The 23,893-nt window shown below is 54.7% G+C and carries 22 protein-coding genes and 1 tRNA gene; 7 read left to right on the forward strand and 16 right to left on the reverse strand.

Annotated features, from left to right (window positions below; all coding sequences use genetic code 11):
• Positions 1-90 precede the first annotated feature (90 nt).
• The gene (gene mgtE / locus A8O29_RS07310) at positions 91-1,527 is read left to right on the forward strand and encodes a magnesium transporter (protein WP_125353651.1); all 1,437 of its coding nucleotides are present in this window, start codon (positions 91-93) and stop codon (positions 1,525-1,527) included.
• Here the strand turns inward: mgtE and A8O29_RS07315 are convergent.
• A complete protein-coding gene (locus A8O29_RS07315; RefSeq protein WP_125353650.1) occupies positions 1,490-2,737 on the reverse strand; it encodes a SulP family inorganic anion transporter in 1,248 nt (415 codons plus the stop codon). The two genes, mgtE and A8O29_RS07315, sit on opposite strands and share 38 nt — an antisense overlap.
• Positions 2,738-3,011: 274 nt before the next feature.
• Between A8O29_RS07315 and mqo the strand changes: the two genes are divergently transcribed.
• Entirely contained in the window at positions 3,012-4,664 is a 1,653-nt protein-coding gene (gene mqo / locus A8O29_RS07320; protein WP_125353649.1) for a malate dehydrogenase (quinone), read from the forward strand.
• A gap of 40 nt (positions 4,665-4,704) precedes the next feature.
• On the opposite strand, the gene eco is transcribed toward mqo, so the two are convergent.
• Both eco and A8O29_RS07330 read right to left on the reverse strand, forming a co-directional pair.
• Complete coding sequence (eco, locus tag A8O29_RS07325) at positions 4,705-5,196, reverse strand: serine protease inhibitor ecotin (RefSeq protein WP_125353648.1); 492 nt, start codon at positions 5,194-5,196, stop codon at positions 4,705-4,707.
• 125 nt (positions 5,197-5,321) lie between these two features.
• Positions 5,322-5,420, reverse strand: coding sequence for a YoaK family small membrane protein (locus tag A8O29_RS07330; protein WP_146220051.1), 99 nt, complete (start codon positions 5,418-5,420; stop codon positions 5,322-5,324).
• Between the two features lie 230 nt (positions 5,421-5,650).
• Here A8O29_RS07330 and A8O29_RS07335 point away from each other — a divergent pair, with 230 nt between their 5' ends.
• Positions 5,651-6,946 carry a DUF1254 domain-containing protein gene (locus A8O29_RS07335; protein WP_125353647.1) on the forward strand — a complete coding sequence of 432 codons (1,296 nt, stop codon included), beginning with the start codon at positions 5,651-5,653 and terminating at the stop codon, positions 6,944-6,946.
• 97 nt (positions 6,947-7,043) lie between these two features.
• Here A8O29_RS07335 and A8O29_RS07340 read toward each other — a convergent pair whose 3' ends face one another.
• The 5 genes from A8O29_RS07340 to A8O29_RS07360 all read right to left on the reverse strand — a co-directional run bounded on the left by A8O29_RS07340 (position 7,044) and on the right by A8O29_RS07360 (position 12,094).
• Entirely contained in the window at positions 7,044-8,054 is a 1,011-nt protein-coding gene (locus tag A8O29_RS07340; RefSeq protein ID WP_125353646.1) for a DUF1214 domain-containing protein, read from the reverse strand.
• 158 nt (positions 8,055-8,212) lie between these two features.
• Positions 8,213-9,688, reverse strand: a complete 1,476-nt coding sequence (locus tag A8O29_RS07345) for a DUF1254 domain-containing protein (protein ID WP_125353645.1) — start codon at positions 9,686-9,688, stop codon at positions 8,213-8,215.
• Between the two features lie 238 nt (positions 9,689-9,926).
• Positions 9,927-10,003, reverse strand: a tRNA-Pro gene (locus tag A8O29_RS07350).
• 75 nt (positions 10,004-10,078) lie between these two features.
• Positions 10,079-11,839: an LPS biosynthesis-modulating metalloenzyme YejM gene (gene yejM / locus A8O29_RS07355; protein ID WP_125353644.1), complete on the reverse strand. Its 1,761-nt coding sequence runs from the start codon at positions 11,837-11,839 to the stop codon at positions 10,079-10,081.
• Between the two features lie 27 nt (positions 11,840-11,866).
• Entirely contained in the window at positions 11,867-12,094 is a 228-nt protein-coding gene (locus A8O29_RS07360) for a YejL family protein (RefSeq protein ID WP_125353643.1), read from the reverse strand.
• Between the two features lie 133 nt (positions 12,095-12,227).
• Here A8O29_RS07360 and yejK point away from each other — a divergent pair, with 133 nt between their 5' ends.
• On the forward strand, positions 12,228-13,232 hold the full coding sequence (yejK, locus tag A8O29_RS07365; RefSeq protein WP_110509349.1) for a nucleoid-associated protein YejK: 1,005 nt from the start codon (positions 12,228-12,230) through the stop codon (positions 13,230-13,232).
• Between the two features lie 59 nt (positions 13,233-13,291).
• On the opposite strand, the gene rplY is transcribed toward yejK, so the two are convergent.
• From rplY to radD, 5 genes are all read right to left on the reverse strand, one after another.
• Complete coding sequence (gene rplY / locus A8O29_RS07370) at positions 13,292-13,579, reverse strand: 50S ribosomal protein L25 (RefSeq protein ID WP_125353642.1); 288 nt, start codon at positions 13,577-13,579, stop codon at positions 13,292-13,294.
• Between the two features lie 154 nt (positions 13,580-13,733).
• A complete protein-coding gene (locus A8O29_RS07375) occupies positions 13,734-14,411 on the reverse strand; it encodes an anti-sigma factor (protein WP_125353641.1) in 678 nt (225 codons plus the stop codon).
• Positions 14,408-14,956, reverse strand: coding sequence for a sigma-70 family RNA polymerase sigma factor (locus tag A8O29_RS07380; protein ID WP_125353640.1), 549 nt, complete (start codon positions 14,954-14,956; stop codon positions 14,408-14,410). The genes A8O29_RS07375 and A8O29_RS07380 overlap by 4 nt, the downstream gene beginning before the upstream one ends.
• Before the next feature lie 60 nt (positions 14,957-15,016).
• Positions 15,017-15,577, reverse strand: a complete 561-nt coding sequence (locus A8O29_RS07385; protein ID WP_110509357.1) for a fasciclin domain-containing protein — start codon at positions 15,575-15,577, stop codon at positions 15,017-15,019.
• A 120-nt stretch (positions 15,578-15,697) separates the two neighbouring features.
• Positions 15,698-17,455, reverse strand: coding sequence for a DNA repair helicase RadD (gene radD, locus A8O29_RS07390; RefSeq protein ID WP_125353639.1), 1,758 nt, complete (start codon positions 17,453-17,455; stop codon positions 15,698-15,700).
• Between the two features lie 148 nt (positions 17,456-17,603).
• On the opposite strand from radD, the gene rsuA reads away from it, so the two are divergent.
• The 3 genes from rsuA to A8O29_RS07405 all read left to right on the forward strand — a co-directional run bounded on the left by rsuA (position 17,604) and on the right by A8O29_RS07405 (position 20,179).
• The gene (rsuA, locus tag A8O29_RS07395; RefSeq protein ID WP_125353638.1) at positions 17,604-18,311 is read left to right on the forward strand and encodes a 16S rRNA pseudouridine(516) synthase RsuA; all 708 of its coding nucleotides are present in this window, start codon (positions 17,604-17,606) and stop codon (positions 18,309-18,311) included.
• 16 nt (positions 18,312-18,327) lie between these two features.
• A complete protein-coding gene (locus tag A8O29_RS07400) occupies positions 18,328-19,524 on the forward strand; it encodes a Bcr/CflA family multidrug efflux MFS transporter (RefSeq protein WP_110509363.1) in 1,197 nt (398 codons plus the stop codon).
• Positions 19,525-19,834: 310 nt separating this feature from the next.
• Complete coding sequence (locus A8O29_RS07405; protein WP_110509659.1) at positions 19,835-20,179, forward strand: YejG family protein; 345 nt, start codon at positions 19,835-19,837, stop codon at positions 20,177-20,179.
• Positions 20,180-20,182: 3 nt separating this feature from the next.
• Here the strand turns inward: A8O29_RS07405 and yejF are convergent, their stop codons facing one another.
• The 3 genes from yejF to A8O29_RS07420 are packed head-to-tail and all read right to left on the reverse strand — an operon-like array spanning position 20,183 to position 23,893.
• Positions 20,183-21,772 (reverse strand): microcin C ABC transporter ATP-binding protein YejF, encoded by a 1,590-nt coding sequence (gene yejF / locus A8O29_RS07410; protein WP_125353637.1) that lies wholly within the window; start codon positions 21,770-21,772, stop codon positions 20,183-20,185.
• A 1-nt stretch (position 21,773) separates the two neighbouring features.
• Positions 21,774-22,799, reverse strand: coding sequence for a microcin C ABC transporter permease (locus A8O29_RS07415; protein ID WP_110509367.1), 1,026 nt, complete (start codon positions 22,797-22,799; stop codon positions 21,774-21,776).
• Positions 22,799-23,893, reverse strand: coding sequence for a microcin C ABC transporter permease YejB (locus A8O29_RS07420; protein WP_125353636.1), 1,095 nt, complete (start codon positions 23,891-23,893; stop codon positions 22,799-22,801). Before A8O29_RS07420 ends, A8O29_RS07415 begins: the two co-directional genes overlap by 1 nt.

Here is a 23,893-nt window from a genome sequence, read left to right on the forward strand (position 1 = left end):
GCATCCAGCCACGAGTTTATTATTTTTTACATTCAGTCGCGCTATGCTTAGAGGCTGGAAAATCGCCCCCCGTTCAAGGATTGCCAACCGATGTCCGTGTTTCATAAAAACAGCGCCCGACTGCGTGACCAGGAACGTGCCCGACTTATCTGGCTGCTGACCACCGATAAAGCCATTACGTCCGCGCTAACCAACAAACTGACGCTGGCAGAACAGTATGACGAAGGGCAACTGGGGGATGATATTGCCGAAGTGGGGGCGCTGGTGGCGCACCTGCCTGCGCCCGATCTGGCGGATACGCTGGAGGCGCTGCCGACCGATGAACGTCATGCGCTTTGGGGTCTGGTGGAAGACAGCAAGCGCGGCAACGTGCTGCTCGAAGCGTCCGAAGGCGTGTATGAAGACCTGATCGAAGGGATGAGCGACAAAGCGCTGCTTGATGCGCTGGAAACTCTCGATATCGATGAAAAAATCTATCTGGTTCAGCACCTTCCCCGCAATTTAACCGGTCGTCTGTTGGCGACGCTTGCGCCAGCCGAACGCGACCGCGTACGCCAGGTGATGAATTACGCCCACGACAGCGTGGGTGCGATCATGGAATTCGAGGTGATCACTATTCGCCCGGACGTCACGCTGGGCGTGGTGCAGCGCTATCTGCGTCGGCTGGGAAAAATGCCGGAGAACACCGACAAACTGTTCGTCACCTCGCGCGATAAAACGCTGCTTGGCGAACTGGAATTGCAAACCATTTTGCTCAATCCGGCGCAGCGTCGGGTAAACGACGTGATGGAAGCGGAGCCCGTTACTTTTCATCCAGAAGAAGATGCCGAAAAAGTCGCGCGTACCTTTGAACGTGATGACTTGCTGAGCGCCGCGGTGATTGACGCCGAAGGCAAACTGCTCGGGCGTCTGACCATCGATGAGATTGTTGACGTGGTGTACGAAGAAACCGACAACGATATTCGCCAGATGAGCGGCCTGAGTAACGATCAGGACGTGTTCGCCCCGGTCAGCAAAGCGGTGAAAACGCGCTGGGCGTGGCTGGCGGTCAATCTGTGTACCGCGTTTATCGCCTCAAGGGTGATTGATAGCTTCGAACACACCATTTCCCAACTGGTGGCGCTGGCCTCGCTGATGCCGATCGTGGCGGGGATCGGTGGCAACACCGGCAACCAGACCATCACCATGATCGTTCGCGCGCTGGCGCTCCAGCATATTCAGCCGGGCAACTTCTCGTTCCTGATCCTGCGTGAAATGGGCGTAGCGCTGATTAACGGCCTGGTGTGGGGCGGCATTATGGGCGGAGTGACGTGGTGGCTGTACGACGACCCGCAGCTTGGCGGTGTGATGATGCTGGCGATGGTGCTCAACCTGCTGGTGGCGTCGTTGATGGGAGTGCTGATCCCGATGATCATGACCAAATTCGGCCGCGATCCGGCGGTAGGCTCCAGTGTGATGATCACCGCGATCACCGACACTGGCGGCTTCTTTATTTTTCTGGGTCTGGCGACGGTGTTTCTGCTTTAGCCGCGTGATGGCGGCGGATATGCTTTGGAATCAACACCAGCGCCACAATCCCGGCCAGCACACCAATGGCCAGATTGCCGGTGCTGACGGTCGCCGCGACGGTGACCAGCATCACTAGCGTGACCGACCACGGCGTTTGCTTCAGGGTTGTTGGCTGAATGCTGTGCCAGCTAAAGGTTTTGAACGCCACAATCGCCATGATCCCGGCGAGCACCGCCATGGGAATTTTCGCCATCACGTTGCTTAGCCCGGTCACCAGTAACAGCAACACCAGGCCTGCCACCACGGTAGACAGGCGGCTGCGGCCCTTACCCATTTCCACGTTGACGATGGTCTGACCGATCATCGCGCACCCGGCAATTCCGCCGAAAAAGCCTGCCATGATATTGGCGATACCTAGCCCGGCGCTTTCACGCGCTTTGTTTGACGGCGTGGCGGTTAAGTCATCCACCAGTTTTGCCGTCAACAGCGATTCCATCAGTCCGACAAAGGCGATACTCAGCGCACAGGGCCAGATTATCTGTAATGTTTGCAGATTCAGCGGCACCAGCAGTTGGGTCAGCCCTGGCAAACCACCGGACATCGAACCTTCATCCCCGACGGTCGGCAGAGTCTGGCCGCTGTAGACGGTGTACAACGTCAAAATAACGATAGCGATCAGCGGCGACGGCACGCTTTTAATCACCCGCGGCAGCCACAGCACAATCAGTAGCGTGGCGGCAAACAGCGCCAGAATCAGTGGCTCTTTGCTCCAAAAATGCGGCACCTGGGCAAAGAAAATAAGAATACCGAGCGCATTCACGAAGCCGGTCATCACCGCCTGCGGGATGAATCGCATCAGCCTCGCCATGCCGAGCACACCAAACAAAATTTGAATCACGCCCGCCATCACCACCGCAGGCAGGATGTACGCCACGCCGTGCTGGTGCACCATCGGGCCGATGACCAGCGCCACCGAACCCGCCGCCGCCGTCACCATCGCGGGACGCCCGCCGAGGAACGACATCGCCAGACACAGTACCACTGAGGCAATCAGGCTCACTTTCGGGTCAACGCCCGCAATCACCGAAAAAGAAATCACTTCCGGAATCAGCGCCAGCGCAGTGATCACCCCCGCCAGCGACTCGCGCAGCAGCAGGGCAGGTGAGCGCACGATGGTGGAGAGCGCATGTTGTTCAGCAGTCGTTAACGATGAAGAGGTATCAGGCATAGAGAAAGTAAGGTTATGGATGACCGGTTAATCATAAGCACTGGATGTGCTGTATGTCACAAAACGGGCGATATTACCGCGTTGCGTCACATTTCGCCAGTACCAATACTCATCCGTGTGACACATTTATTAAACATTTTTATAACAGTTATCAAAACAGAACTTAAAGATTAAACAATATTTAAATCTTTCACCGTCAGTGCTAACGTGGATTTCCCCGAATCGTTTCACCTGCGCTAAAACAAAAAACGCGAGTACAGTAAGGCTCATTACGATGACTAAAAAGATGGCCGTACGCAGCTCACAGGCGGTTGGTTTCGATGCCGAACCTCTGGCAGACCAGACCCACGCCCGTACCGAGCATGAGACGGATGTGTTGTTGATTGGCGGTGGCATCATGAGCGCCACGCTGGGAACCTGGCTTCAGGAACTGGAGCCGGATTGGTCTATTACTATGGTTGAACGTATGGAAAGCGTCGCCGAGGAGAGTTCCAACGGCTGGAATAACGCCGGTACCGGCCATGCCGCCCTGATGGAACTGAACTACACGCCGCAAAAAGCGGACGGTTCTGTCAGCATCGACAAAGCCATCGAGATTAACGAAGCCTTTCAAATCTCGCGTCAATTTTGGGCGCACCAGGTGACGCGCGGCGTTTTGCAACAGCCGAAGACCTTCATTAATACCGTACCGCACATGAGCTTTGTGTGGGGCGAAGACAACGTCAACTTCCTGCGCGCCCGCTATGCCGCGCTTCAGCAGAACTCCCTGTTCCAGGGCATGCGTTATTCCGAAGATACCGAACAGATTAAGAAATGGGCACCGCTGGTGATGGAAGGGCGCGACCCGCAGCAGAAAGTTGCCGCGACGCGGACCGAAGTCGGCACCGATGTGAACTATGGCGAGATCACCCGCCAGCTGATTGCCGGCCTGCGCCGTCATGATAACTTCTCGTTGCAGCTCAACACCGTAGTGCGCCGTTTTAAACGCAACGCGGATAACAGCTGGACGGTCACCGTTTCTGACGCCAACAACGCTAAAGTTCGTCGCACCATCCGGGCGAAATTTATCTTTATTGGCGCGGGCGGGGCGGCACTCAAACTGCTGCAACAGACCTGTATTCCACAGGCGAAAGAGTACGCGGGCTTCCCGGTCGGCGGCCAGTTCCTGGTGTGTGAAAACCCGGATGTGGTGAATCATCATCTGGCGAAAGTATACGGTCAGGCCTCCGTGGGCGCGCCGCCGATGTCGGTCCCGCACATTGATACCCGCATTATCGATGGCAAACGCGCGGTGCTGTTTGGGCCGTTCGCGACGTTTTCCACTAAGTTCCTGAAAAACGGTTCGCTGTGGGATTTGCTCGGCTCGACCAACAAATCAAACATTATGCCGATGATTAACGTCGGGCTGGATAACTTCAGTCTGGTGAAGTATCTGGTCGGGCAGGTGATGCAGAACGATAAAGATCGTCTGGCTGCACTACAGGAATACTACCCGTTAGCGAAGAAAAGCGACTGGCGGTTGTGGCAGGCGGGCCAGCGCGTACAAATCATCAAACGCGACGAAGACAAAGGTGGCGTGTTGCGCTTGGGTACCGAAGTGGTGAGCGACGAGCACGGCACCGTGGCTGCGCTGCTTGGCGCGTCACCGGGCGCATCGACGGCGGCACCGATCATGCTGCATTTGATGGAGCAGGTATTTAAAGAGAAGGTGAATTCACCCGCATGGCAGGAAAAACTGCGCTCGGTGGTGCCGACTTACGGCAGCCGTCTGAGCGGGGATCCGCTGGCCATTCAGCAGACGCTGGCGCATACCAGCGAAGTGCTTGGCTTGCGTTACGATGCCGAAACGCCGGTCGATCCGGTGCCTCAGGCGCAGTTCACACCTCCGCTGGTGGCGCTGCAACCGGTGGCGGATATCGCCCTGTAATAATAAAGCCCCGATTAACGGGGCTTTATTTAACGCTGAATTAGCGCTTTTCGGCGTTCTGCACGCGGTCTTCGGCTTTCCAGACTCGGTATTTCACGTCGATGTTTTCCGGCGTGTATACCACAATCGGCAGCTTACTGTTGTAGCGCACCATCGCGTCGTCACCCAGATACGCGGTCACGAATTTCTGCGTTTTCTTGCCGTCCGGGCAGGCCATCATGGTGGACGCCGGGCCAGTCACTTTGTCGAAGACGTAGTAGTCGTAACCCCAGCCTTCCAGCGTTTTGCTTTCCAGTTCACCGCCCAGGCGATGCTGGTTGCAATCGACTTCCAGCGTTTGACCAATCAGCAGCTCCACTTTGTAGCCAGACTCATCTTTCTGCTCCGGAAGCGTAATAACCTGACGCTTCATTCCTTTTTCCGCCTGCGGATAAGGAGCCACTTTTTCCAGCGGCGTATTGGCCGCGAAGGCGCTGGCAGATACACAGGCGAGGGAGAGTACGGCAGCAGCAAATTTGGATGCGTTTTTCACTGTTAATCCTTTTGATCAGTTAGCAACAAGCAGATCGTACCATCACCATAATGAATGGTAAGTATAATTTACCAATATTTTAATAATGTGTGGTGGTATGTACTAAAGCGAGTTGCCGGTGAAAATCAGGAACCCGGCGTGGCGTAACCACCGATGATAAACCAGGCCAGGAAAGCGACTGCGACGATAAAACACAGGATAGGGAAGGCGATTCCAATGCGCATAAAACCTCTTGATGTCCTTAATCAGGATCGAATTTGCGTGATTCATGAAACGCGGAGGATAACACATTGCTAACATTGCGCGCGCGCTGTCTTTTTGTACAATATTTATTTATAAATAAACGTATTTTGAGTGTAACTAAATGATTTTATCGAGTTTTTAGCACAAGAGCCTCATTTGAAATTGAACTTCATGACTATACTTTCAGGGTACATTTTAAAAGGTAATTGTGATGAAAAAAGTTCTACTTCCATTGGCTCTGATGGTGGCCAGCAACGCGGCGTTTGCACAAGCCATTCCTGATAAGCATGCCGAAGATGCTTATATCTATGGTTATTCCATGGATCAGGCCTACAAATTCTTCTATGAAACGGCGGTGGAAACCCATACCCCGATGAACCGTTTCCAGAATATCCGTCATCTGGCGGATGACAAATACACCGCGCACCCAACCATCAACAACGACACCCTGCACCTGATGGGCTGGCTGGATGTGGCCGCTGAGCCCGTTATTGTCAGCGTACCGGATATGGACAAAGGCCGTTACTGGGTGCTGCACACCATGGATATGGGCCATTACACCACTTCGATGATTGGCTCCCGCACCCGCGGCAATAAAGGTGGCCATTTCATGTTTGCGTCTAAAGCGTGGAAAGGTGAAGTGCCTCCGAGCGTGACCGAAGTCATTCGTGTGGACTCCGATCTCCTTAAGCTGATGGGTCGAATCATGGCGACCAGCCCAGAAGATACCAAAACCGCGCTGGGTTACATGGATGACTGGAACATCAGAACGCTTTCCGCGTATCTGGGCGTGCCGGGTCCAAAGGCAACTGAACGCACTTATCCTGACCCGGCAAAAACCAACTGGCTGCAGCGTGTTAACTTCGTGCTGTGCGAAGGCGATATGGGCACAGCGGATAAGAAATGGCTGGATCAGTACAAAGATGTTGGCCTGGCACCGTGCAAGCAAGACTTCACTGCTGACCAATTGGCTGCGGCGAAGACCGGCGAGAAGCTGGGGATGGCGCATTTAGCTGAACTGGCTCCTCAAATGAAGGTTGCCGGTAAACTGCTGGGTACCCGCGAAGAACTGCAGGACGGTCAGCGTGACCTGTTTGCAGAAGGGACCTTTATCGGCCAGTGGGGCTTACCGCCGGATGAGTCCGTTTACATGCAGGCGGTGAAAGGCGCAGATGGCCAGAACATCAATGGCGCGAACGGTAAAACGTATCGCATGCACTTCAAAGCGCCGGACGTCAGCCAGTTCTGGTCATTTACCGCCTACGCGGTGGATAACAAACTGATGGCCCCGAATGCGATTAACCGTCATAGCCGCGGTGACCGCACGCTGAAGCCGGATGCGGATGGTATGTACACCATTGAAATGAGCGCCAAAGGGGATGCGAATAACCCTAACTGGCTGCCAATCCCTGAAAAAGACACCTATATCATTATGCGTATGTATGGGCCGAGCAAAGACGTTCAGGATGGGAAATATACGTTCCCGACAGTCGAAGTGGTTAAGTAATACCGTTCCAGAAATAAAAACAGCCAGGGAAACCTGGCTGTTTTTATTGGGTGACAATTCCCTTCTGGGCCGGGTATTCCCGGCCTGAAACAAAAGCTTATTTAACCTCTGTCGGGGTCGGTACGGAATAAGAACCGTTAACGACGGATTCGCCAGGACGGTAAATACGCATCCCTAAATACCAGTTATCACCCGGCGTTGGCAGCCAGTTGGCCTGCTCTCCACAGACCTGTTTCGGGCCGTAGTAGAGGGTAAATTTGCCATCTTTATCGAATTTGATGCTCCGATTGTTCAGGTTGGAATTTTCATCGTGGAGATATTTATCCGCGCCGTACATCGTGAAGGAGAAGAAACCGCCTTCTTTGAAATCAGGTTTGGTGTAGGTGGCTTTGTAACACTTATCGCCCTTCAGACTGAAATCGCGATAGATGTACACGGCGTCTTCCGCGGGCAGCAGACCCAATGCAACCGAGGCACTCAGGCGAAGTTTAGCAGGGTCGATTTTTCCGCGCGCACCGGAGGTATCGTTAAAGTTTGGCAGCTTCGCGGCTTCTACCTGGTACTGCTTACGCAGTTTCATCAGGCTGTCTTTATCCCAGTCAACCGGGGTGTAAGACTTCACTTTGGTGCCCGCAGGCCAGTTCACTTTAATATTGTCCTGCAATTCGTGGACGTAATTGATGTCCTGCGGATCGCTCGGATTCACCTGAGTACGCACCACAATCGCGGCAAATTCGGTTTTCGATTTAATCTCGAAGGTGCCTGGGCCATAAAATACCTGGTCCGTGAAATCATCATTCTGCATGATCATCGCGGACTGATAGCGGCCATCTTTTGATTTCGGCAGCGTAACCGTCGTGCCGTTGGGTACGTAGTAAATCCCAAAGGAATAAATGGTGTCGCGGTTCATGGTGACGGCTGGCTGTTTGTCGAGCTGCATCAACGTCCGGTCGTGACGGAACGCGTTACTGCCCACATCTTTCACTACGTTCTGATAAGACTGGTCGACTTCGGCCCGGGCGTAATTTTCGGGCGTCACGATTTGAGCAGCGTATGCGGATGAGCCCATCATGAGGGACGTCAGCAGCAACATATTGATTTTTTTCATTGATAACCTCTGAATTCTATCTGGCCACGTAACAATGTCAGCGTTTAAGACATCCGTGGCGAAAGCGTGGTGCGCAATGGCAAAGTGCAGGAACTGTTTTCAGGGAGCCCTGAAAAAAACTCCCCTGGCTGGCAGGGGAGTTCATCATTTTTTCTGAATTACTTCGCCGCTTGCTCAACAACCGGCGGAGTCCAGGTTTTATTCAGCACTTCAGCCTTCGGCCAATAGGTACGAATCGTCATTTCGAAATCGCTCTTCGGCGCAGGCAGCCAGTTCGTTTCTTTCTCTTTACCCGGAGAATCATGCTGAACGTAGATGGTCAGAGAGCCATCGGCGTTGTAGGTCATGTTCTTCAGGTTTTTGGTGCCGACGGAATAACGCTCGGTGTCATTCTTGGCGAAGAAGTGCTGCGGGTCATACATCGTCAGTGACCAGAAGCCATTCACCGGCGGCGTTTGGCCTTTTGCGAAGGTGATGGTGTAATTGTTATCACCGTTCAGACGCTCGCCTTTCCCATCCACTTCGACGAAGAAGTAACGCGTTTCTTCTGGCTGGTTAACGTACATGTTCGATTTTGCGGTCGCGGTACGCGTGATGTAATCGTAACCCCAGCGAGCACCGTTGGCAGGCGTGTTCCAGCCGTTTGGCAGTGCCTGGCCGTTGGTTTTGAAGTCGAACATCGGCTTCACAACTTGTTCTTCAGTTTCAGCCGCAGCGGCATCAATGGCTTTCTTGATTTCCGGATCGGCTTTGGCAGCGGCCAGCATCCCGTTGATTGCCGCATAGCGCGCTTCTTCACCCGGTAATGGTGGCACTTTGGTCATCACATCGGCGAGCTGGTCAAAGAACGTCGTCGGTTCAACCCACTTAATTTCGGTCGCACCTGAGCTATCTGCCGGGAAGTGCGGCGAATTTTTCCAGTCGGTGGTTTTTTTCTTGCCGTCGTACTTGCTCAGAGGGTAAATCACCACCTGATTCAGCACGGATTGCAGCGCGTTCTGATCGGCCTGATCGTCATTCACAAAGACACGCGGCCCCATCGCCACCAGTTCAGTTGGGGAATGGATAACCTTGGTGATACCGGCAGGCACTTTGCCTTTCCAGTTAGGGCCAACAACCAGATAGTTACCCGGTTTAGTCCCGTACTGCTTACCGATTTTAGAGAATTCATCGCTGCGCGCATCGTAAAGGGCATATACCCAGAAACGATCGCCAAAGTCAGGAACCTGAAGCACGACAGGATCGTCATCGACCGCGCCATAACCAAAGCCGTATACCACGTCCTGATTTGGGTGAGCCACCCAGCGCTGCATCGGAGAGATATAACCGTGCAGCATGGAAACGTAACCAATTGGCGCAACCGGCAAAATACCGCCGTTCAGACCTGGCTCTGGTGCATGGGCGAAAGAGGCACGGCGGTTATAGGCGTTAACCAGCGGCCAGCCCCATACGTAGGCATCTTTGGCGATGACGGTAGCGGCTTCTTTGGTCATTACCGTTCCAGCAGGGATCGCCGGCTGGGCATTAGCGGCTACAGGTGCGGTGGCGGTTTGCGCGTCGGAAGCGTAAGCCCCTGAGAAACCGGTGAGCGCTAACGCAATTGCGCTGGTCAGAAGTAACGTATTCTTTTTCATTAAGGTGCCTCTTACTTTACTCATTATTCCCGACCCTAATAACGCATAAAATCGCCAGGGGGGAGTGATTGCAAATGAGTATAGTAGGCATCGACAGATACGTCGGGACAAGTTATCAGTATGTTTATTAATGAACTTTGCGGTTGGCGTTAAGGTGAAAAAGGTGGTAGGGAAAGAGGTTTTCACAAAGCAAAAAGGCCAATCTTTCGATTAGCCCTTTGAGCGAAAATATGATTTTTGGTCGGCACGGAGAGATTTGAACTCTCGACCCTCGCCACCCCATGACGATGCGCTACCAGGCTGCGCTACGTGCCGACGCTGAAAAATAATACTACCGTTTTCAACGTCCGATGCAAGAGGGTTTCCGCCAACGGATTTAAAAATAATCAATCAGTTAGCGATGAAACGTTTCTCTTCGGTCAGCACCTGGAGCAGCAGACTGAGCTGTGGTTTCTCGTTCTCCACTTTCTCATCGTCGCGATCCCACGTGTGGTAGTTACCGTTGTGATTCAGCACGACGGTAACCTTCGGCGTGGTGATCGCCAGGTCAGTGTTGCTCGCGGCGGTCACCCAGTTATGGCGGCGCGTGGCGCTGAACAAGTCCTGCCCCTGAGAATATTCATTGGCTGGGGTGCTGACGTGCAGCAGGCGCTGCATCAGCGTGGTCATCACGTCTTTATGGTTGGTCAGCGTGGTGATTTCCTGCGCTGGCGTACCCGGCCAGTGAACCACCAGAGGAACCTGCAGTTGCTCGCGAGACCAGTCGAAATTCGCGCCTTGTTTATCCAACGCTACGCCGTGTGCTGCGGTGATAATCACCACGGTTTTGTCGAGCTTGCCGGATTCTTTCAGCGCGGTCAGTACGCGGTCAATTTGCTTATCGACGTCCCCGGCGGTGCGGGCATAACGGCGGTTAAAGCCTTGTTTCTGGCTGTCGGCAAGGGTGGTTCCGTTGAGCGAAATCCAGGAGAACCAGCGGTTCTCTTCCTGCGCATAGCTTCCCAGCCAGTTAATCCATTGGGAGGCGGTGTCCGCATCGCTCTGAGATTTGGACGGCGGCAACGAGAAGTCAGACAGCAACGCCTGACGATACATTGGGCTGCTGAATCCGTCAGAGGAGAACAGACCCAGCTGATAACCCTGCTGGTTCAGCGCGGAAATCAACGCCGCTGGAACACGGGCGGACAGCACGCCATCCATATAGCTTGGCGAAATCCCGTAGAACAGGCCGAAGATCCCGCTGTCGGCGGCATTACCGGCGCTCATGTGCTGAGTAAAGTTAAGGTTTTGCTGTGCAAAGCTACCCAGAGCTGGCATCTGCTTCTCAAAGCGGGAATAGTTCAGGCTATCAACCGTAATCAGCAGGACGTTCTGCCCGGTGCCCATATCGCGGTAGCGCAAATCGCTCAGCGGATATTGCACGGAAACGGCTTCCGGATCGCCTTGTTCTACCAGACGGCGCTGATAATCCTGCGCATCGAGCAGGCCGTGTTTCTCAAGGAAACGACGGGCGGTCATCGGATAGGAAAGCGGTAAGTTCGCACGCTGCATGGTGATGGGGCGATAGAAATTCGCGTCGGCCCAGATGTACATCACATGCGTGGCGATAAAGGCAGTAAACAGAAACCAGGCGACCGGGCGGGCAAAATGACGGCGGCGCGTAAGGCTGCGCAGCTTTTGCCAGCTCCAGGTGGCGAACAGCATCTCAATCAGCAGAATGACCGGCACGCTGATAAACATAAGCTGCCAGTCGCGGGCCATTTCGTTCTGATCGGGGTTGATCACCAACTCCCACACCACTGGATTAAGGTGCAAGTGGAAGCGGGTAAAGACTTCGCTGTCGATAAGCAACAGCGTCATGCCCACGGTGGCCAGGATGGCGGATAAGAACCGCATCAGGCGCTGGGACATGGCAACGAAGGTGAGCGGGAAGAGGATCAGCAGGTAGGTGGCGAACACCAGAAAGCTGAAATGCCCGACGAGGCTGATGTACGAGTACACGCGACCCGACAGCGTCGTCGGCCAGTCGGCGACAAACAGATAGCGGCTACCGAGAACCGCGGCCAGCAGAATGTTGAACAGGGCAAACCAGTGCCCCCAACTGACCATCTGGGACACTTTTTCGCGATAGGGCTGACGATGAGTCACCATAAACTGTTTGTCGTCTTCCTTTTGCGCTTAGTGCGCTGAGTCGTCGCTAACAGAGGATTGCAGCGCCTGAGTAAAGGAGCGGACAATCGCCTGGCGCTGTGCTGGCGCGACGCTTGTGTTAATCAGGTTAGTCACCATATTGCCCAACACCATCAGTGAAAGGTCGGTTGGTGTCTTGTGGTTTTCCAGCACGTTGGCAAGCTCAGTCAGCAGTTGTTCAACGTGTTCATCACTGTAGCGGGAGATTTGTGGCATAAATTCAGAATCTGTTTGTTCATGAAAGGGCAACATATTACCGTAGCAGCAGCTTTTTTTCCGCTTTTTTTCGCCTTTACACAGTTGCGTCCGCGATGGTTGAATACCGTCCGGTCTAAAAGGAGAGTTTAACATGAGTCTGGATATCAACCAGATTGCCCTGCACCAGATGATCAAGCGTGATGAAGAGAACCTTGAAGTGGTGCTGCGCGATACTTTGCTGGAGCCGACGGCAACGGTCGAAGAGATGATGGCTGAGCTGCATCGGGTCTACAGCGCAAAGAACAAAGCCTACGGCATGTTCAATGAAGAGAGCGAGCTGGCCCAGTCTCTGCGCCTGCATCGTCAGGGTGAGGAAGATTTCCTGGCCTTTAGCCGCGCGGCGACCGGTCGCCTGCGTGACGAACTGGCGAAATATCCGTTTGCAGACGGCGGCATCGTGCTGTTTTGCCACTATCGCTATCTGGCGGTGGAATATCTGTTGGTGGCGGTACTCAACAATCTGAGCAGCATGCGCGTGAACGAGCAGCTGGATATCAGCTCCACGCACTATCTCGATATCAATCACGCCGATATCGTGGCGCGCATTGATCTAACCGAATGGGAAACCAATCCGGAATCCAGCCGCTACCTGACGTTCCTGAAAGGGCGAGTCGGGCGCAAAGTGGCCGATTTCTTTATGGATTTCCTGGGGGCCAGCGAAGGGCTGAACGCCAAAGCGCAGAACCGCGGTTTATTGCAGGCGGTTGATGATTTCACTGCCGAAGCGGAGCTTGATAAATCCGAGCGTCAGAACGTGCGCCAGCAGGTTTACACCTACTGCAACGAACAGCTGCAGGCCGGGGAAGAGATTGAACTGGAGTCGCTGTCCAAAGAGTTGTCCGGCGTCAGTGAAGTGAGTTTCCACGAATTCACCGCCGATAAAGGCTACGAGCTGGAAGAGAGCTTCCCGGCTGACAGAAGCACGCTGCGCCAGCTGACTAAATACGCCGGAAGCGGCGGTGGGCTGACCATCAACTTTGATGCGCTGCTGCTGGGCGAACGTATTTTCTGGGATCCGGCCACCGATACGCTGACCATCAAAGGCACACCACCCAATCTGCGTGACCAGTTACAGCGCCGCACCAGCGGTAAGTAACCCAAAATTAGCCATAAAAAAACCCCGCCGAGGCGGGGTTCTTCACAACTTGTCAGCGATTACGCGCGAACGAAGTCGATGTGAGTCAGTTTTGGCTTGAACGGGTGACGCTGAACAGCCTGAACCTTCACTTTCTCTTCTTTACCACCAGCAACCACGATGGTCAGAACTTCGGTGTAGAAACCTTCTTTAGTCTGCAGGTTCCACACTTTGTCGTGGTCCAGTTCCAGAGCTACTGGAGCAGCTTCGCCACCGTAGACGATTGCTGGGAACTGGTTAGCGATACGCAGGCGGCGGCTCGCACCCTTACCCTGCTCTTTACGTACTTCTGCGTTTAAAGTAAACATTGATGTCTCTCTATATGTAATCCTGTTACAGGCGACCCAGCAACAGGCAAGTGATCTGCTTTGCACATGCAAAAGCGGGCGGGATTATAGCCTTCAATCCACGTTGGGGCAAACTAAACAAACCCCGGAATCCTGGCAATACCGCGCCCGCGCACTAAAGCGTGCTGATTTTACCCTGGAATATCACCGGCCCTGAAGGTCCCGCCAGTTTTGAACCGCCAACAGGTTCAAGGCTGATCGCCAGTACCGATTGATTGTCCAGCGACTCGGCGCCCAGTGTGAACGCGTTACCCGTGGTGCGGGTGATGAGGCCCAGTGAGCGCGGCGGATGACTGCCTTTAATCAGCCACAGCTGTAGATTTTTGTTTTGCGGTAGCGTCACATTAAGCGCGGAGACCTGAATCATCGACGCAGATTTATTCACGCTGACCACGAACTGTTCACCCGGTTGGGCGCCACTTAACACGGCGACCGGCTGCATCGGCGACGCCTGTTCCGGTTTCGTCACGTAGGTGAATACCAGCACACCCGCCAGCGCCGCGGCAAGCGCCCAGCCGACCCAGGCTGTTGGTCGCGAACGAACCGGGGTAACTGCCGCTAATGGCGTACTCTGATTAATGTCGCGCTGAATAGCCCACCAGACGTCCGGCGCAGGAGTGACATCCTGTGTTGTCACGTCTATTCCGCTAAAGGCTTTTTGCCAGCGCGTGACTTGCTGCGCAAAGTCAGCATCGGTGGTCATTCTTCGTGCGAGCTGCGCCCGCGTGGGTTCATCCAGCACCCCGAGAACGAATTCGGCGGCGAGGAAGTCATCATTTTCCTGAATGTTCATAGGCCCACACACTCCCTGAGATGTGCCAGCGCGCGGCGGATCCAGCTTTTAACGGTGCCTTCTGGCTGGCTCAACGACAGGGCGATTTCGGTTTGTGACAGCCCGCGATAGTAAGCCAGGGCAATACTTTGCCGCTGTTCAGGCGGTAAGTTCTCCAGGCAATGCTGCAAGCGGCGGGCTTCCAGATGACTGTCTTCCTCCGCAAGCGGGGCCTGAAAGCCTTCTTCCGCTTCGGTAATGTCATCCACCGAACAGCAGCGATGCTCATGTTTTCTCAGGTAATCAATGGCGCGATTTCTGGCGATATGACTTAGCCAAATCTGCGGCTCGCTGCGCTGCTCGTCGTATCCGGTCGCAGACTGCCAGATTTGAATGAAGGTATCGTGCAGGATTTCCTCCGCCCAGTCGCGGCGTCGGACCATGCGCAAAATAATCCCAAACAGGCGGGGAGAAATCGTGTGGTAGAGCTGTGCCAGAGCATCTTTATCGCCGGAGGCTATTTTGGTCATGATGCCGGCATGAATATGAGGCGCGTTGGTTGTCATCAGTGTCCCTGTTAAAGGTGCAGCCACGCATCAGTGGCTGCACACAGTATAGGCAACGCTTTATGGCATCAGCACAGTGTCGATCACATCAATCACGCCGTTGCTCTGATTGACGTCGTAGGTGGTGATGTTGGCGATATTGCCGCGCGCATCTTTCAGCTGGATATTGTGCGGGCCGTTCGCCATCACCCACAGCGAACCGCCATTCACGGTTTTCAGCTCGGCTTTACCGCCCCCGGCTTTGATTTTTTTCTCAAGCGCTTTCATATCGTATTTGCCCGCCACCACGTGATATGTCAAAACGGCGGTGAGTTTTTGTTTGTTTTCGGGTTTGAGCAGGGAGTCCACGGTTCCCGGAGGGAGTTTTTCGAAGGCGGTGTTAGTGGGGGCGAAGACGGTAAAGGGCCCGGTTCCTTCGAGTGTCGGGACCAGTCCGGCAGCTTTTACTGCCGCCACAAGCGTGGTGTGATCTTTCGAATTCACGGCGTTTTGCACGATATTTTTCGATGGGTACATGGCTGCCCCGCCGACCATCACAGGGCTGTTATCCATCATGGCGGCCTGAGACACGCCGCTGAAAACCAGTGCAGAAAAAATCAGAGATGGCAGAAATTGTTTCATTTTCATTCCCTCATTTACGTTTTCGATTCGGGCTAAAGTGTGCCCTCAACTGTTAATACGAATGAGCGAAGAAAACGGATGCAGAAAAAGTGAAAAAAAATGACGCCAGGGAAAATCTCCCTAGCGCATCTCATTGGCGCGGCGGAAACGGCCTTCATAATCAAAGACTTTTTCGCGCACCTGCCAGAACTGCCCTTTTTTACGTGCGACGACAAAATCCGGATGACGCAGCAAAACCTGCTGAGCAAGGATATCGGCAGGCGTTATCCAGCGCAGCGGTACGCCGGGGGTGCGAGTATGTGGCCGCATAAAAAGCTGCTCGAATGCAGTTTTCTGTGCGGGTGTTTGCAGACGGAAGCGCTCACTTACATCGGCCCCGTCTTCGTCGTGATAGGTGACTTTCAGCCACGGGCCTTTATCGTCAGCGCCGTCCTGTAACGTCATGCCGCTACAGCGCAGCACCAGCGCATCTTTGAGCTTCAGCGCCGCTTTCAGCATATCGTCCGGGTCAACCAGCACGGTGTCACATTCGCGGCAACGACGCGCCGCGATGTCATTTTCCGCATTACACTGTGGGCAGTTTTTGAAGCGGAAGCGGAAATCACACTGCTCGCGATGGCCGTCGTCATCTTCAAACCAGCCCTGACAGCGGCGACCAAAATGTTCGATAAGCGTGCCGTCCTGGGTGGTTTTGCCCCAGAACGTGTTGGCGAAACCGCAGGCAGGGCAGAAAACCTGCACCGGCACGTTGTCACTTTTGCCTTTCGGCGCACCGACTTCCGGGGCGAAAAGGTCATGCGGGTTTCCGGCGTAGTCGAGTATCAGGCAATCGGTCTTGCCCGGCGACAGGCGCAGACCACGGCCAACAATTTGCTGATACAGGCTGACGGATTCCGTCGGGCGCAGAATGGCAATCAGGTCGACGTGCGGCGCGTCAAACCCGGTGGTCAGCACCGCCACGTTCACCAGATAGCGAAACTGCTGGGCCTTGAATGCCTCAATCAGCCGGTCTCGTTCCGGCGTGGGCGTATCGCCGGTGATCAGCGCCGCTTCTGAGGCGGGTAGCAGGCCGGTCACTTCTTTAGCGTGTTCCACGGTAGAGGCGAAAATCATCACCCCTTTGCGATTCTGCGCAAATTCGATAATCTGGCTGATGATGTGCGGCGTCACACGCTGCTGTTTTTTCAGCTCAACGTTAAGATCTGCCTCGCTGAACAGGCCGTTGCTTTGCACCTGCAGGCGGCTGAAATCGTATTGAACCACCGGCATATCCAGCCGTTCGGGCGGCGTCAGAAAGCCGTGCTTAATCATGTAGCGCAGCGGCAGTTCATAAATGCAGTCGCGGAACAGCGCCTTTTCATCGCCACGCACCATGCCGTGATAATGAAAGCGATAAATCCAGCCTTTGCCCAGACGGAACGGCGTGGCGGTTAGCCCCAGCAGGCGTAAGTGAGGGTTCACCTTTTTAAGATGATTGAGAATTTGCTGATATTGGCTGTCATCGTCGTCGCTGATGCGGTGACATTCGTCGACGATCAACAGCGAAAACTCAGCCTGAAACAGCTCGAGATTGCGCGCCACCGACTGTACGCTGCCGAACACCACTTTGCCGTGGCTCTCTTTGCGCTTCAGCCCGGCGGCAAAAATATCGGCCTCAAGCCCCAGCGCCAGGTACTTCGCGTGGTTCTGCGCCACCAGTTCTTTGACGTGAGCAAGCACCAACACACGCCCACGGGCCAGGCGCGCAAGCTCGGCGATCACCAGGCTTTTCCCGGCCCCGGTGGGCAACACAATCACCGCGGGCTGTTGGTGTTGACGAAAGTGGGAGAGGGTGGCGTCCACCGCTTCCTGCTGATAAGGGCGAAGAGTAAAGGTCATGGTTCCAGCGTCATTATTTCCAGGCAAATAGTATGCCATGAATCTTTTCGCTTGAGTGGCTTAGCAGGGCCGTTATACTTAACCCTTAGTACAGCTTCATTTTCGGGCCATGCCCGATACCCGCACAATTACAGGCTAAAAATACTTCATGCGACTCGAAAAGTTTATCGCCCAGCAACTCGGCGTCAGCCGTGCCATTGCCGGGCGTGAAATTCGCGCCAGCCGCGTTACCGTGGATGGCGAGATTGTCAAACTCAGCGCGTTTAAGGTCCTGCCGGAACACTCTGTGGAATATGACGGAAATCCGTTGACCCAACCGACTGGCCCACGCTACTTCATGCTTAACAAGCCTCAGGGTTATGTGTGCTCAACGGATGACCCGGATCATCCAACGGTGCTTTATTTCCTCGATGAGCCACTGGCGCACAAGCTGCACGCCGCAGGGCGTCTGGATATCGACACCACCGGTCTGGTACTGATGACCGACGACGGCCAATGGTCGCATCGCGTCACTTCCCCGCGTCACCACTGCGAGAAAACTTATCTGGTTACGCTGGAATCGCCGGTGTCCGATGACACAGCTGAACAATTCACGACAGGCGTTCAGCTGCATAATGAAAAAGATCTGACCAAACCCGCGCAGCTGGATGTGCTGACCCCGACTGAAGTTCGTTTGACTATCAGTGAAGGGCGCTACCACCAGGTGAAACGCATGTTTGCGGCGGTAGGCAACCACGTTGTGGGCCTGCATCGCGAACGCATTGGTGAAATTAAACTTGATGACGATTTGGCTCCTGGTGAATACCGGGCGCTGACGGAAGACGAAATCGCCAGCGTTGGCTTATCGCCGCGCTAACTTCAGGAGTAGATTAGTGACCACCAGGCAGCACTCCTCGCTGGGAATAGTATTCATCCTTGGCCTTCTGGCCATGTTGATGCCGCTTTCAATTGATATGTATCTCCCGGCGCTGCCGGTCATTTCTGCCCAGTTCGGTGTTCCGGCGGGCAGTGCGCAGATGACGCTCAGCACCTACATTCTGGGATTTGCGCTTGGTCAGCTGTTGTACGGCCCGATGGCCGACAGCATTGGACGTAAGCCGGTTATTCTCGGTGGTACGCTGGTGTTCGCGGCGGCTGCGGTGGCGTGTGCGCTGTCGCAGACCATCGAGCATCTGATCATCATGCGCTTCTTCCACGGCCTGGCCGCGGCGGCAGCGAGCGTGGTGATCAACGCCCTGATGCGCGACATTTATCCGAAAGAAGAGTTCTCCCGCATGATGTCTTTTGTCATGCTGGTGACGACCATTGCGCCGCTGGTGGCACCCATGGTCGGCGGGGCGGTGCTGGTGTGGTTCAGCTGGCATGCGATTTTCTGGATCCTCGCCATTGCCGCACTTCTGGCCTCAACGATGATCTTCTTCTTTATTGACGAGACGTTGCCGCCGGAGCGCCGTCAGAAGTTTCATATCCGCACCACGATGGGGAACTTTGCCTCGCTGTTCCGCCATAAGCGCGTGCTGAGCTACATGCTGGCCAGCGGTTTCAGCTTCGCCGGTATGTTCTCGTTCCTGAGCGCCGGGCCGTTTGTTTACATCGAACTGAACCACGTTTCGCCGCAGCATTTCGGCTATTATTTCGCGCTGAACATCGTGTTCCTGTTTGTCATGACCATCATCAACAGCCGCTTTGTGCGCAAAGTCGGCGCGCTGAACATGTTCCGTGCCGGATTGTGGATCCAGTTCGCGATGGCGGTGTGGATGGTGGTGTGCGCATTGCTCGGCGTGGGCTTCTGGTCTCTGGTGCTTGGCGTGGCGGCGTTTGTGGGCTGCGTGTCGATGGTCTCTTCCAACGCGATGGCAGTTATTCTCGACGAGTTCCCGCACATGGCGGGCACGGCGTCGTCGCTGGCGGGGACTTTCCGCTTCGGGATTGGTGCGATTGTCGGTGCGTTGCTGTCGATGGCGACCTTTACCACCGCGTGGCCGATGCTGTTTTCCATCGCGTTTTGCGCCAGTTGTTCAATTTTGTTCTCTCTTTACGCCAGCCGTCCTCGTAAAAACCCGCGTTAATACACATCTGTTTAACAAAAAGGGGCTGAAATCAGCCCCTTTTTGATGCATATCAACCGCTAAGCGTTTTGTACTGCCCGATTATGTTTATTTTATGTAAAATCAATTAGTGTAAAAAGTCACATTACTGTAGATAAAAAGGTTGTTTTAGATCACAGAAACGGGTACATATAGCGCCGTTATGCCGGTTTGGCATACGAGTGACAAGAAAAACGTACGTACCCTTGGCTGGATGCAGGACGATTTGTCAACGATGTGTTAATATGGATGTGAAATATTTGTGAAGCATTTTGCTTCCGGGGAAAAAGACGTGAATACACTACAGCTTTCTATCGTACACCGCCTGCCCCAGAGCTATCGCTGGTCTACCGGTTTTGCAGGTTCAAGAGTTGAACCGATTCCGCAAAACGGTAACGAAGATGATAATTCCCTGGTGGCACTGAAATTACTGAGTCCAGACGGCGATACCGCATGGCCCGTAATGCAGAAGCTGAGCCAGGCGTTAACCGATATCGAATTGCCAAGCTCCGTGCTGGAATGCGAAGGCGAGCCGTGCCTGTTCGTCAATATGCAGGATGAGTTCGCGGCGACCTGCCGACTGAAAAACTTCGGCGTGGCTATCGCTGAGCCTTTCTCTGGTAACAACCCTTTCTGAGCGTCAGCTTAGCGTAATCAGCTGGCGAGTATACTCCTGCGCCGGTGCGGCAAACACGCGCTGACAGTCACCTTGCTCAACCACCTCTCCCTGACGCAGTACAATCACCTGATGGCAAAGCGAACGCACCACATGCAGGTCATGGCTGATAAAAATGTAGGCCAGCTGATGCTTTTGCTGAAGTGATTTCAGCAAGGCGAGGATCTGCGCCTGTACGGTCCGGTCGAGTGATGACGTCGGTTCATCCAGCACGATAAGCTGTGGCTTGAGGATTAACGCTCGGGCGATGGCGATGCGCTGGCGCTGGCCGCCGGAAAATTCAGCCGGATAACGCCAGCGGGTTTCCGGGTCGAGGCCCACTTCCTTCATCACGCTAATCACTTCATTTTCACGCGCGGTACTGCTCAACGCGGGCTGATGCACGCGCAAACCTTCTTCGATAATTTGCAGCACGTTCAGGCGCGGGTTCAGCGACGAATTAGGATCCTGAAAAACCACCTGGATCCGGTGACGCAGCGGCAGCATTTGCTTGCGCGAACGCCCCTGAATTTTATGCCCATCAAACACAATATTGCCCGCCGAGGCGATCAGCCGCAGCAGTGCCATACCGGTGGTGCTTTTACCCGATCCGGATTCTCCTACCAGACCCAGCGTTTCACCGGTATTCAAGGTAAAACTGATGTTGTTGACCACTCTGTTTTCATCAACGATCCGGCGAAACACGCCTTTGCGAATGGGAAACGCGACCTGCAGATTTTCTACCTGCAACAGCGGGACGCTTTCCGGCGGCAGCGGTACGGGCTCGCCTGCCGGTTCGCTGTCGAGCAGTTTGATGGTGTAGGGATGTTCAGGGCGGCGGAACAGCGCCAGGGCGTCGCGTTGTTCGACGCAGCGACCGTTCTGCATTACCGCCACGTTGTCCGCCAGCTTGCGTACGATGCTCAGGTTATGGGTAATAAACAGCAAGCCCATGTTCAGTTCCTGGCGCAGCTCGCGCAGCAGTTGCAGGATTTGCGCCTGCACGGAGACGTCCAGTGCGGTGGTGGGTTCGTCGGCAATCAACAGTTCCGGGCGCGTCAGTAGCGCCATGGCAATCATCACGCGCTGACGTTCGCCGCCGGAAAGCTGATGCGGATAATCGTCCAGCCGACGACGAGCATTGCGGATCCCGACGCGATCCAGACAGGTCAGGATCTCGCCGCGCGCCGCTTCTTTGCGCATTCCCCGGTGCAGAGACAGCACTTCATACAGCTGTTTTTCGAGCGAATGCAGCGGGTTGAGCGACACCATCGGTTCCTGAAAAATCATCGCGATGCGATTCCCACGGATCCCCCGCAGCACGCGCTCATTGGCATGCAGCAGGGATTCGCCGTGAAAACGGATATCGCCGGTCGGATAACTCACCGGCGGTGTAGGCAGCAGGCGCAGCACGGACAGCGCCGATACGCTTTTGCCAGAACCGGATTCCCCGACCAGCGCCAGCGTTTCCCCGGCTTCCACCTGTAGCGACAACTCGCTCACCACCGTACGGGTCTCGCCTCTGGCGCTGAAGGCAATGGAGAGATTGTCGATGTCTAATAAGGGTTTCGTCATCTCACACCACCTTGCTGGGGTCGAAGGCGTCGCGTACAGCTTCACCAATGAAAATCAATAGCGACAGCAGCACCGCCACCGATAAAAACGCGGTGATCCCAAGCCACGGTGCCTGTAAGTTATTTTTGCCCTGAAGCAGCAGTTCGCCCAGCGAAGGCGAACCCAGCGGCAAACCAAAGCCGAGGAAATCGAGCGAGGTGAGCGTGGTAATCGAACTGCACAAAATAAACGGCAAGAAGGTCAGGGTCGCAACCATCGCGTTGGGCAGCATATGGCGGAAGATAATGCCGCGGTCGCTAACGCCCAGCGCCTGTGCGGCGCGGATGTAGTCAAAATTACGCGCGCGCAGAAACTCAGCGCGAACCACGCCGACCAGCGTCATCCAGCCGAACAGCACGGTTATCGCCAGCAGCCACCAGAAGTTAGGCTGAATAACGCTGGAAAGCAGGATGATTAAAAACAGCGTCGGCATCCCGGACCACACTTCAATGAAGCGCTGACCCCACAAATCGATTTTCCCGCCGTAATAGCCCTGTAACGCGCCCGCCAGCACGCCCATTACGCTTGAGCACAGGGTCAGCATCAGGCCAAACAGCAGCGATATGCGGGTGCCGTAGAGAATACGAGCCAGCACATCGCCGCCGTTGGCGTCAGTGCCGAGCCAGTTTTGCGCCGAAGGCGGAGCAGGGAAGGGGCGGTCGGTGGAAAAGTTAATCGAGTTGGCCCCAAAGCGAATCGGCGCCCACAATACGCGGCCATGATCGCTCAGCTGTTTTTGCAGCCACGGATCCTGAAAATCGGCAGCGGTGGCAAACTGCCCGCCGAAGTCTTTCTCACTGTAGGTTTTCAGCGCCGGGAAATAGATATCACCGTGATACTGCACGACGAGCGGCCTGTCGTTGGCGATAAGCTCTGAACACAGGCTACAGGCGAAAATAATCAGGAACAGCACCAGCGACCAGTAGCCGCGGCGGTTATGACGAAAGCGTGCCCAGCGGGCCTGATTGACGGAGCTTAAACGTGGCATCAGCGGCCCTCAAAATCAATGCGCGGATCGACCAGCGTATAGCTGATGTCGCTGATGATATTCAGCAGCAGGCCAATCAGGGTGAAAATATACAGTGTGCCAAACATCACCGGATAATCGCGGGAAACGGTCGCTTCATAGCCGAGCAGGCCCAGTCCGTTGAGCGAGAACATCACTTCAATCAGCAGCGATCCAGTGAAAAACATGCTGATAAACGTTGCCGGGAATCCGGCTATGACCAGCAGCATGGCGTTACGAAAGATGTGTTTCCAAAGGATGTTTTTCTCGCTGACCCCTTTGGCACGTGCGGTAACGACGTATTGTTTACGAATTTCATCCATAAACGAGTTTTTGGTCAGCATCGTCAGCGCCGCAAAACCGCCAATCACCGTCGCCAGCACCGGCAGCGTAATGTGCCACAGATAATCGGTAATTTTTTGGTACCACGGCAGAGTATCGAAATTGGCGGAAACCAGTCCACGCAATGGGAAGAGGTCGTAATAGCTGCCGCCCGCAAACAGCACAATCAGCACGATGGCGAACAGGAAGGCGGGAATAGCGTAGCCGATGATGATGAAGGCGCTGCTCCAGGTGTCGAATCGCGTGCCGTTGTGGACCGCTTTACGGATGCCCAGCGGAATCGACACGAGGTAGATAATCAGCGTGCTCCATAACCCCAGCGTTATCGAAACGGGCAGACTTTCTTTGATCAGCTGTAAGACCGACGCGCTGCGGAACAGGCTGTCGCCGAAGTCGAAACGCACGTAGTTCCACAGCATGGTGAAATAGCGCTCGTGCATCGGTTTGTCGAACCCATAACGGTGGGTGATTTCGGCGATCACTTCCGGGTCGAGGCCGCGTCCGCCGCGATATTGACTATCATTGATGTTGCCCACACCGGTGCGGGCATGTGTCGCGCCCATCCCTTCCGCGCCGCCGCCCGGCATACTGCCTTTGGTGCCAAATTCAATGGCGGCTATCGCCTGATCGACAGGGCCGCCGGGGGCAATCTGCACGATGAAAAAGTTGATGGTGATGATGGCCCACAGCGTGGGGATAACCAACAACAGTCGGCGAATCAGGTAAGCGCCCAT

The sequence above is a fragment of the Scandinavium goeteborgense genome, assembly GCF_003935895.2.
GTDB classification, from domain to species: domain Bacteria; phylum Pseudomonadota; class Gammaproteobacteria; order Enterobacterales; family Enterobacteriaceae; genus Scandinavium; species Scandinavium goeteborgense.

What these genes read in the sequence shown, in the direction of transcription:
- mgtE (WP_125353651.1), top strand. Translation starts at nt 91, where the DNA reads ATGTCCGTGTTTCATAAAAACAGCGCCCGACTGCGTGACCAGGAACGT.
- A8O29_RS07315 (WP_125353650.1), bottom strand. Translation starts at nt 2,737, where the DNA reads ATGCCTGATACCTCTTCATCGTTAACGACTGCTGAACAACATGCGCTC.
- mqo (WP_125353649.1), top strand. Translation starts at nt 3,012, where the DNA reads ATGACTAAAAAGATGGCCGTACGCAGCTCACAGGCGGTTGGTTTCGAT.
- A8O29_RS07330 (WP_146220051.1), bottom strand. Translation starts at nt 5,420, where the DNA reads ATGCGCATTGGAATCGCCTTCCCTATCCTGTGTTTTATCGTCGCAGTC.
- A8O29_RS07335 (WP_125353647.1), top strand. Translation starts at nt 5,651, where the DNA reads ATGAAAAAAGTTCTACTTCCATTGGCTCTGATGGTGGCCAGCAACGCG.
- A8O29_RS07340 (WP_125353646.1), bottom strand. Translation starts at nt 8,054, where the DNA reads ATGAAAAAAATCAATATGTTGCTGCTGACGTCCCTCATGATGGGCTCA.
- A8O29_RS07345 (WP_125353645.1), bottom strand. Translation starts at nt 9,688, where the DNA reads ATGAAAAAGAATACGTTACTTCTGACCAGCGCAATTGCGTTAGCGCTC.
- yejM (WP_125353644.1), bottom strand. Translation starts at nt 11,839, where the DNA reads ATGGTGACTCATCGTCAGCCCTATCGCGAAAAAGTGTCCCAGATGGTC.
- A8O29_RS07360 (WP_125353643.1), bottom strand. Translation starts at nt 12,094, where the DNA reads ATGCCACAAATCTCCCGCTACAGTGATGAACACGTTGAACAACTGCTG.
- yejK (WP_110509349.1), top strand. Translation starts at nt 12,228, where the DNA reads ATGAGTCTGGATATCAACCAGATTGCCCTGCACCAGATGATCAAGCGT.
- rplY (WP_125353642.1), bottom strand. Translation starts at nt 13,579, where the DNA reads ATGTTTACTTTAAACGCAGAAGTACGTAAAGAGCAGGGTAAGGGTGCG.
- A8O29_RS07375 (WP_125353641.1), bottom strand. Translation starts at nt 14,411, where the DNA reads ATGAACATTCAGGAAAATGATGACTTCCTCGCCGCCGAATTCGTTCTC.
- A8O29_RS07380 (WP_125353640.1), bottom strand. Translation starts at nt 14,956, where the DNA reads ATGACAACCAACGCGCCTCATATTCATGCCGGCATCATGACCAAAATA.
- A8O29_RS07385 (WP_110509357.1), bottom strand. Translation starts at nt 15,577, where the DNA reads ATGAAACAATTTCTGCCATCTCTGATTTTTTCTGCACTGGTTTTCAGC.
- radD (WP_125353639.1), bottom strand. Translation starts at nt 17,455, where the DNA reads ATGACCTTTACTCTTCGCCCTTATCAGCAGGAAGCGGTGGACGCCACC.
- rsuA (WP_125353638.1), top strand. Translation starts at nt 17,604, where the DNA reads ATGCGACTCGAAAAGTTTATCGCCCAGCAACTCGGCGTCAGCCGTGCC.
- yejF (WP_125353637.1), bottom strand. Translation starts at nt 21,772, where the DNA reads ATGACGAAACCCTTATTAGACATCGACAATCTCTCCATTGCCTTCAGC.
- A8O29_RS07415 (WP_110509367.1), bottom strand. Translation starts at nt 22,799, where the DNA reads ATGCCACGTTTAAGCTCCGTCAATCAGGCCCGCTGGGCACGCTTTCGT.
- A8O29_RS07420 (WP_125353636.1), bottom strand. Translation starts at nt 23,893, where the DNA reads ATGGGCGCTTACCTGATTCGCCGACTGTTGTTGGTTATCCCCACGCTG.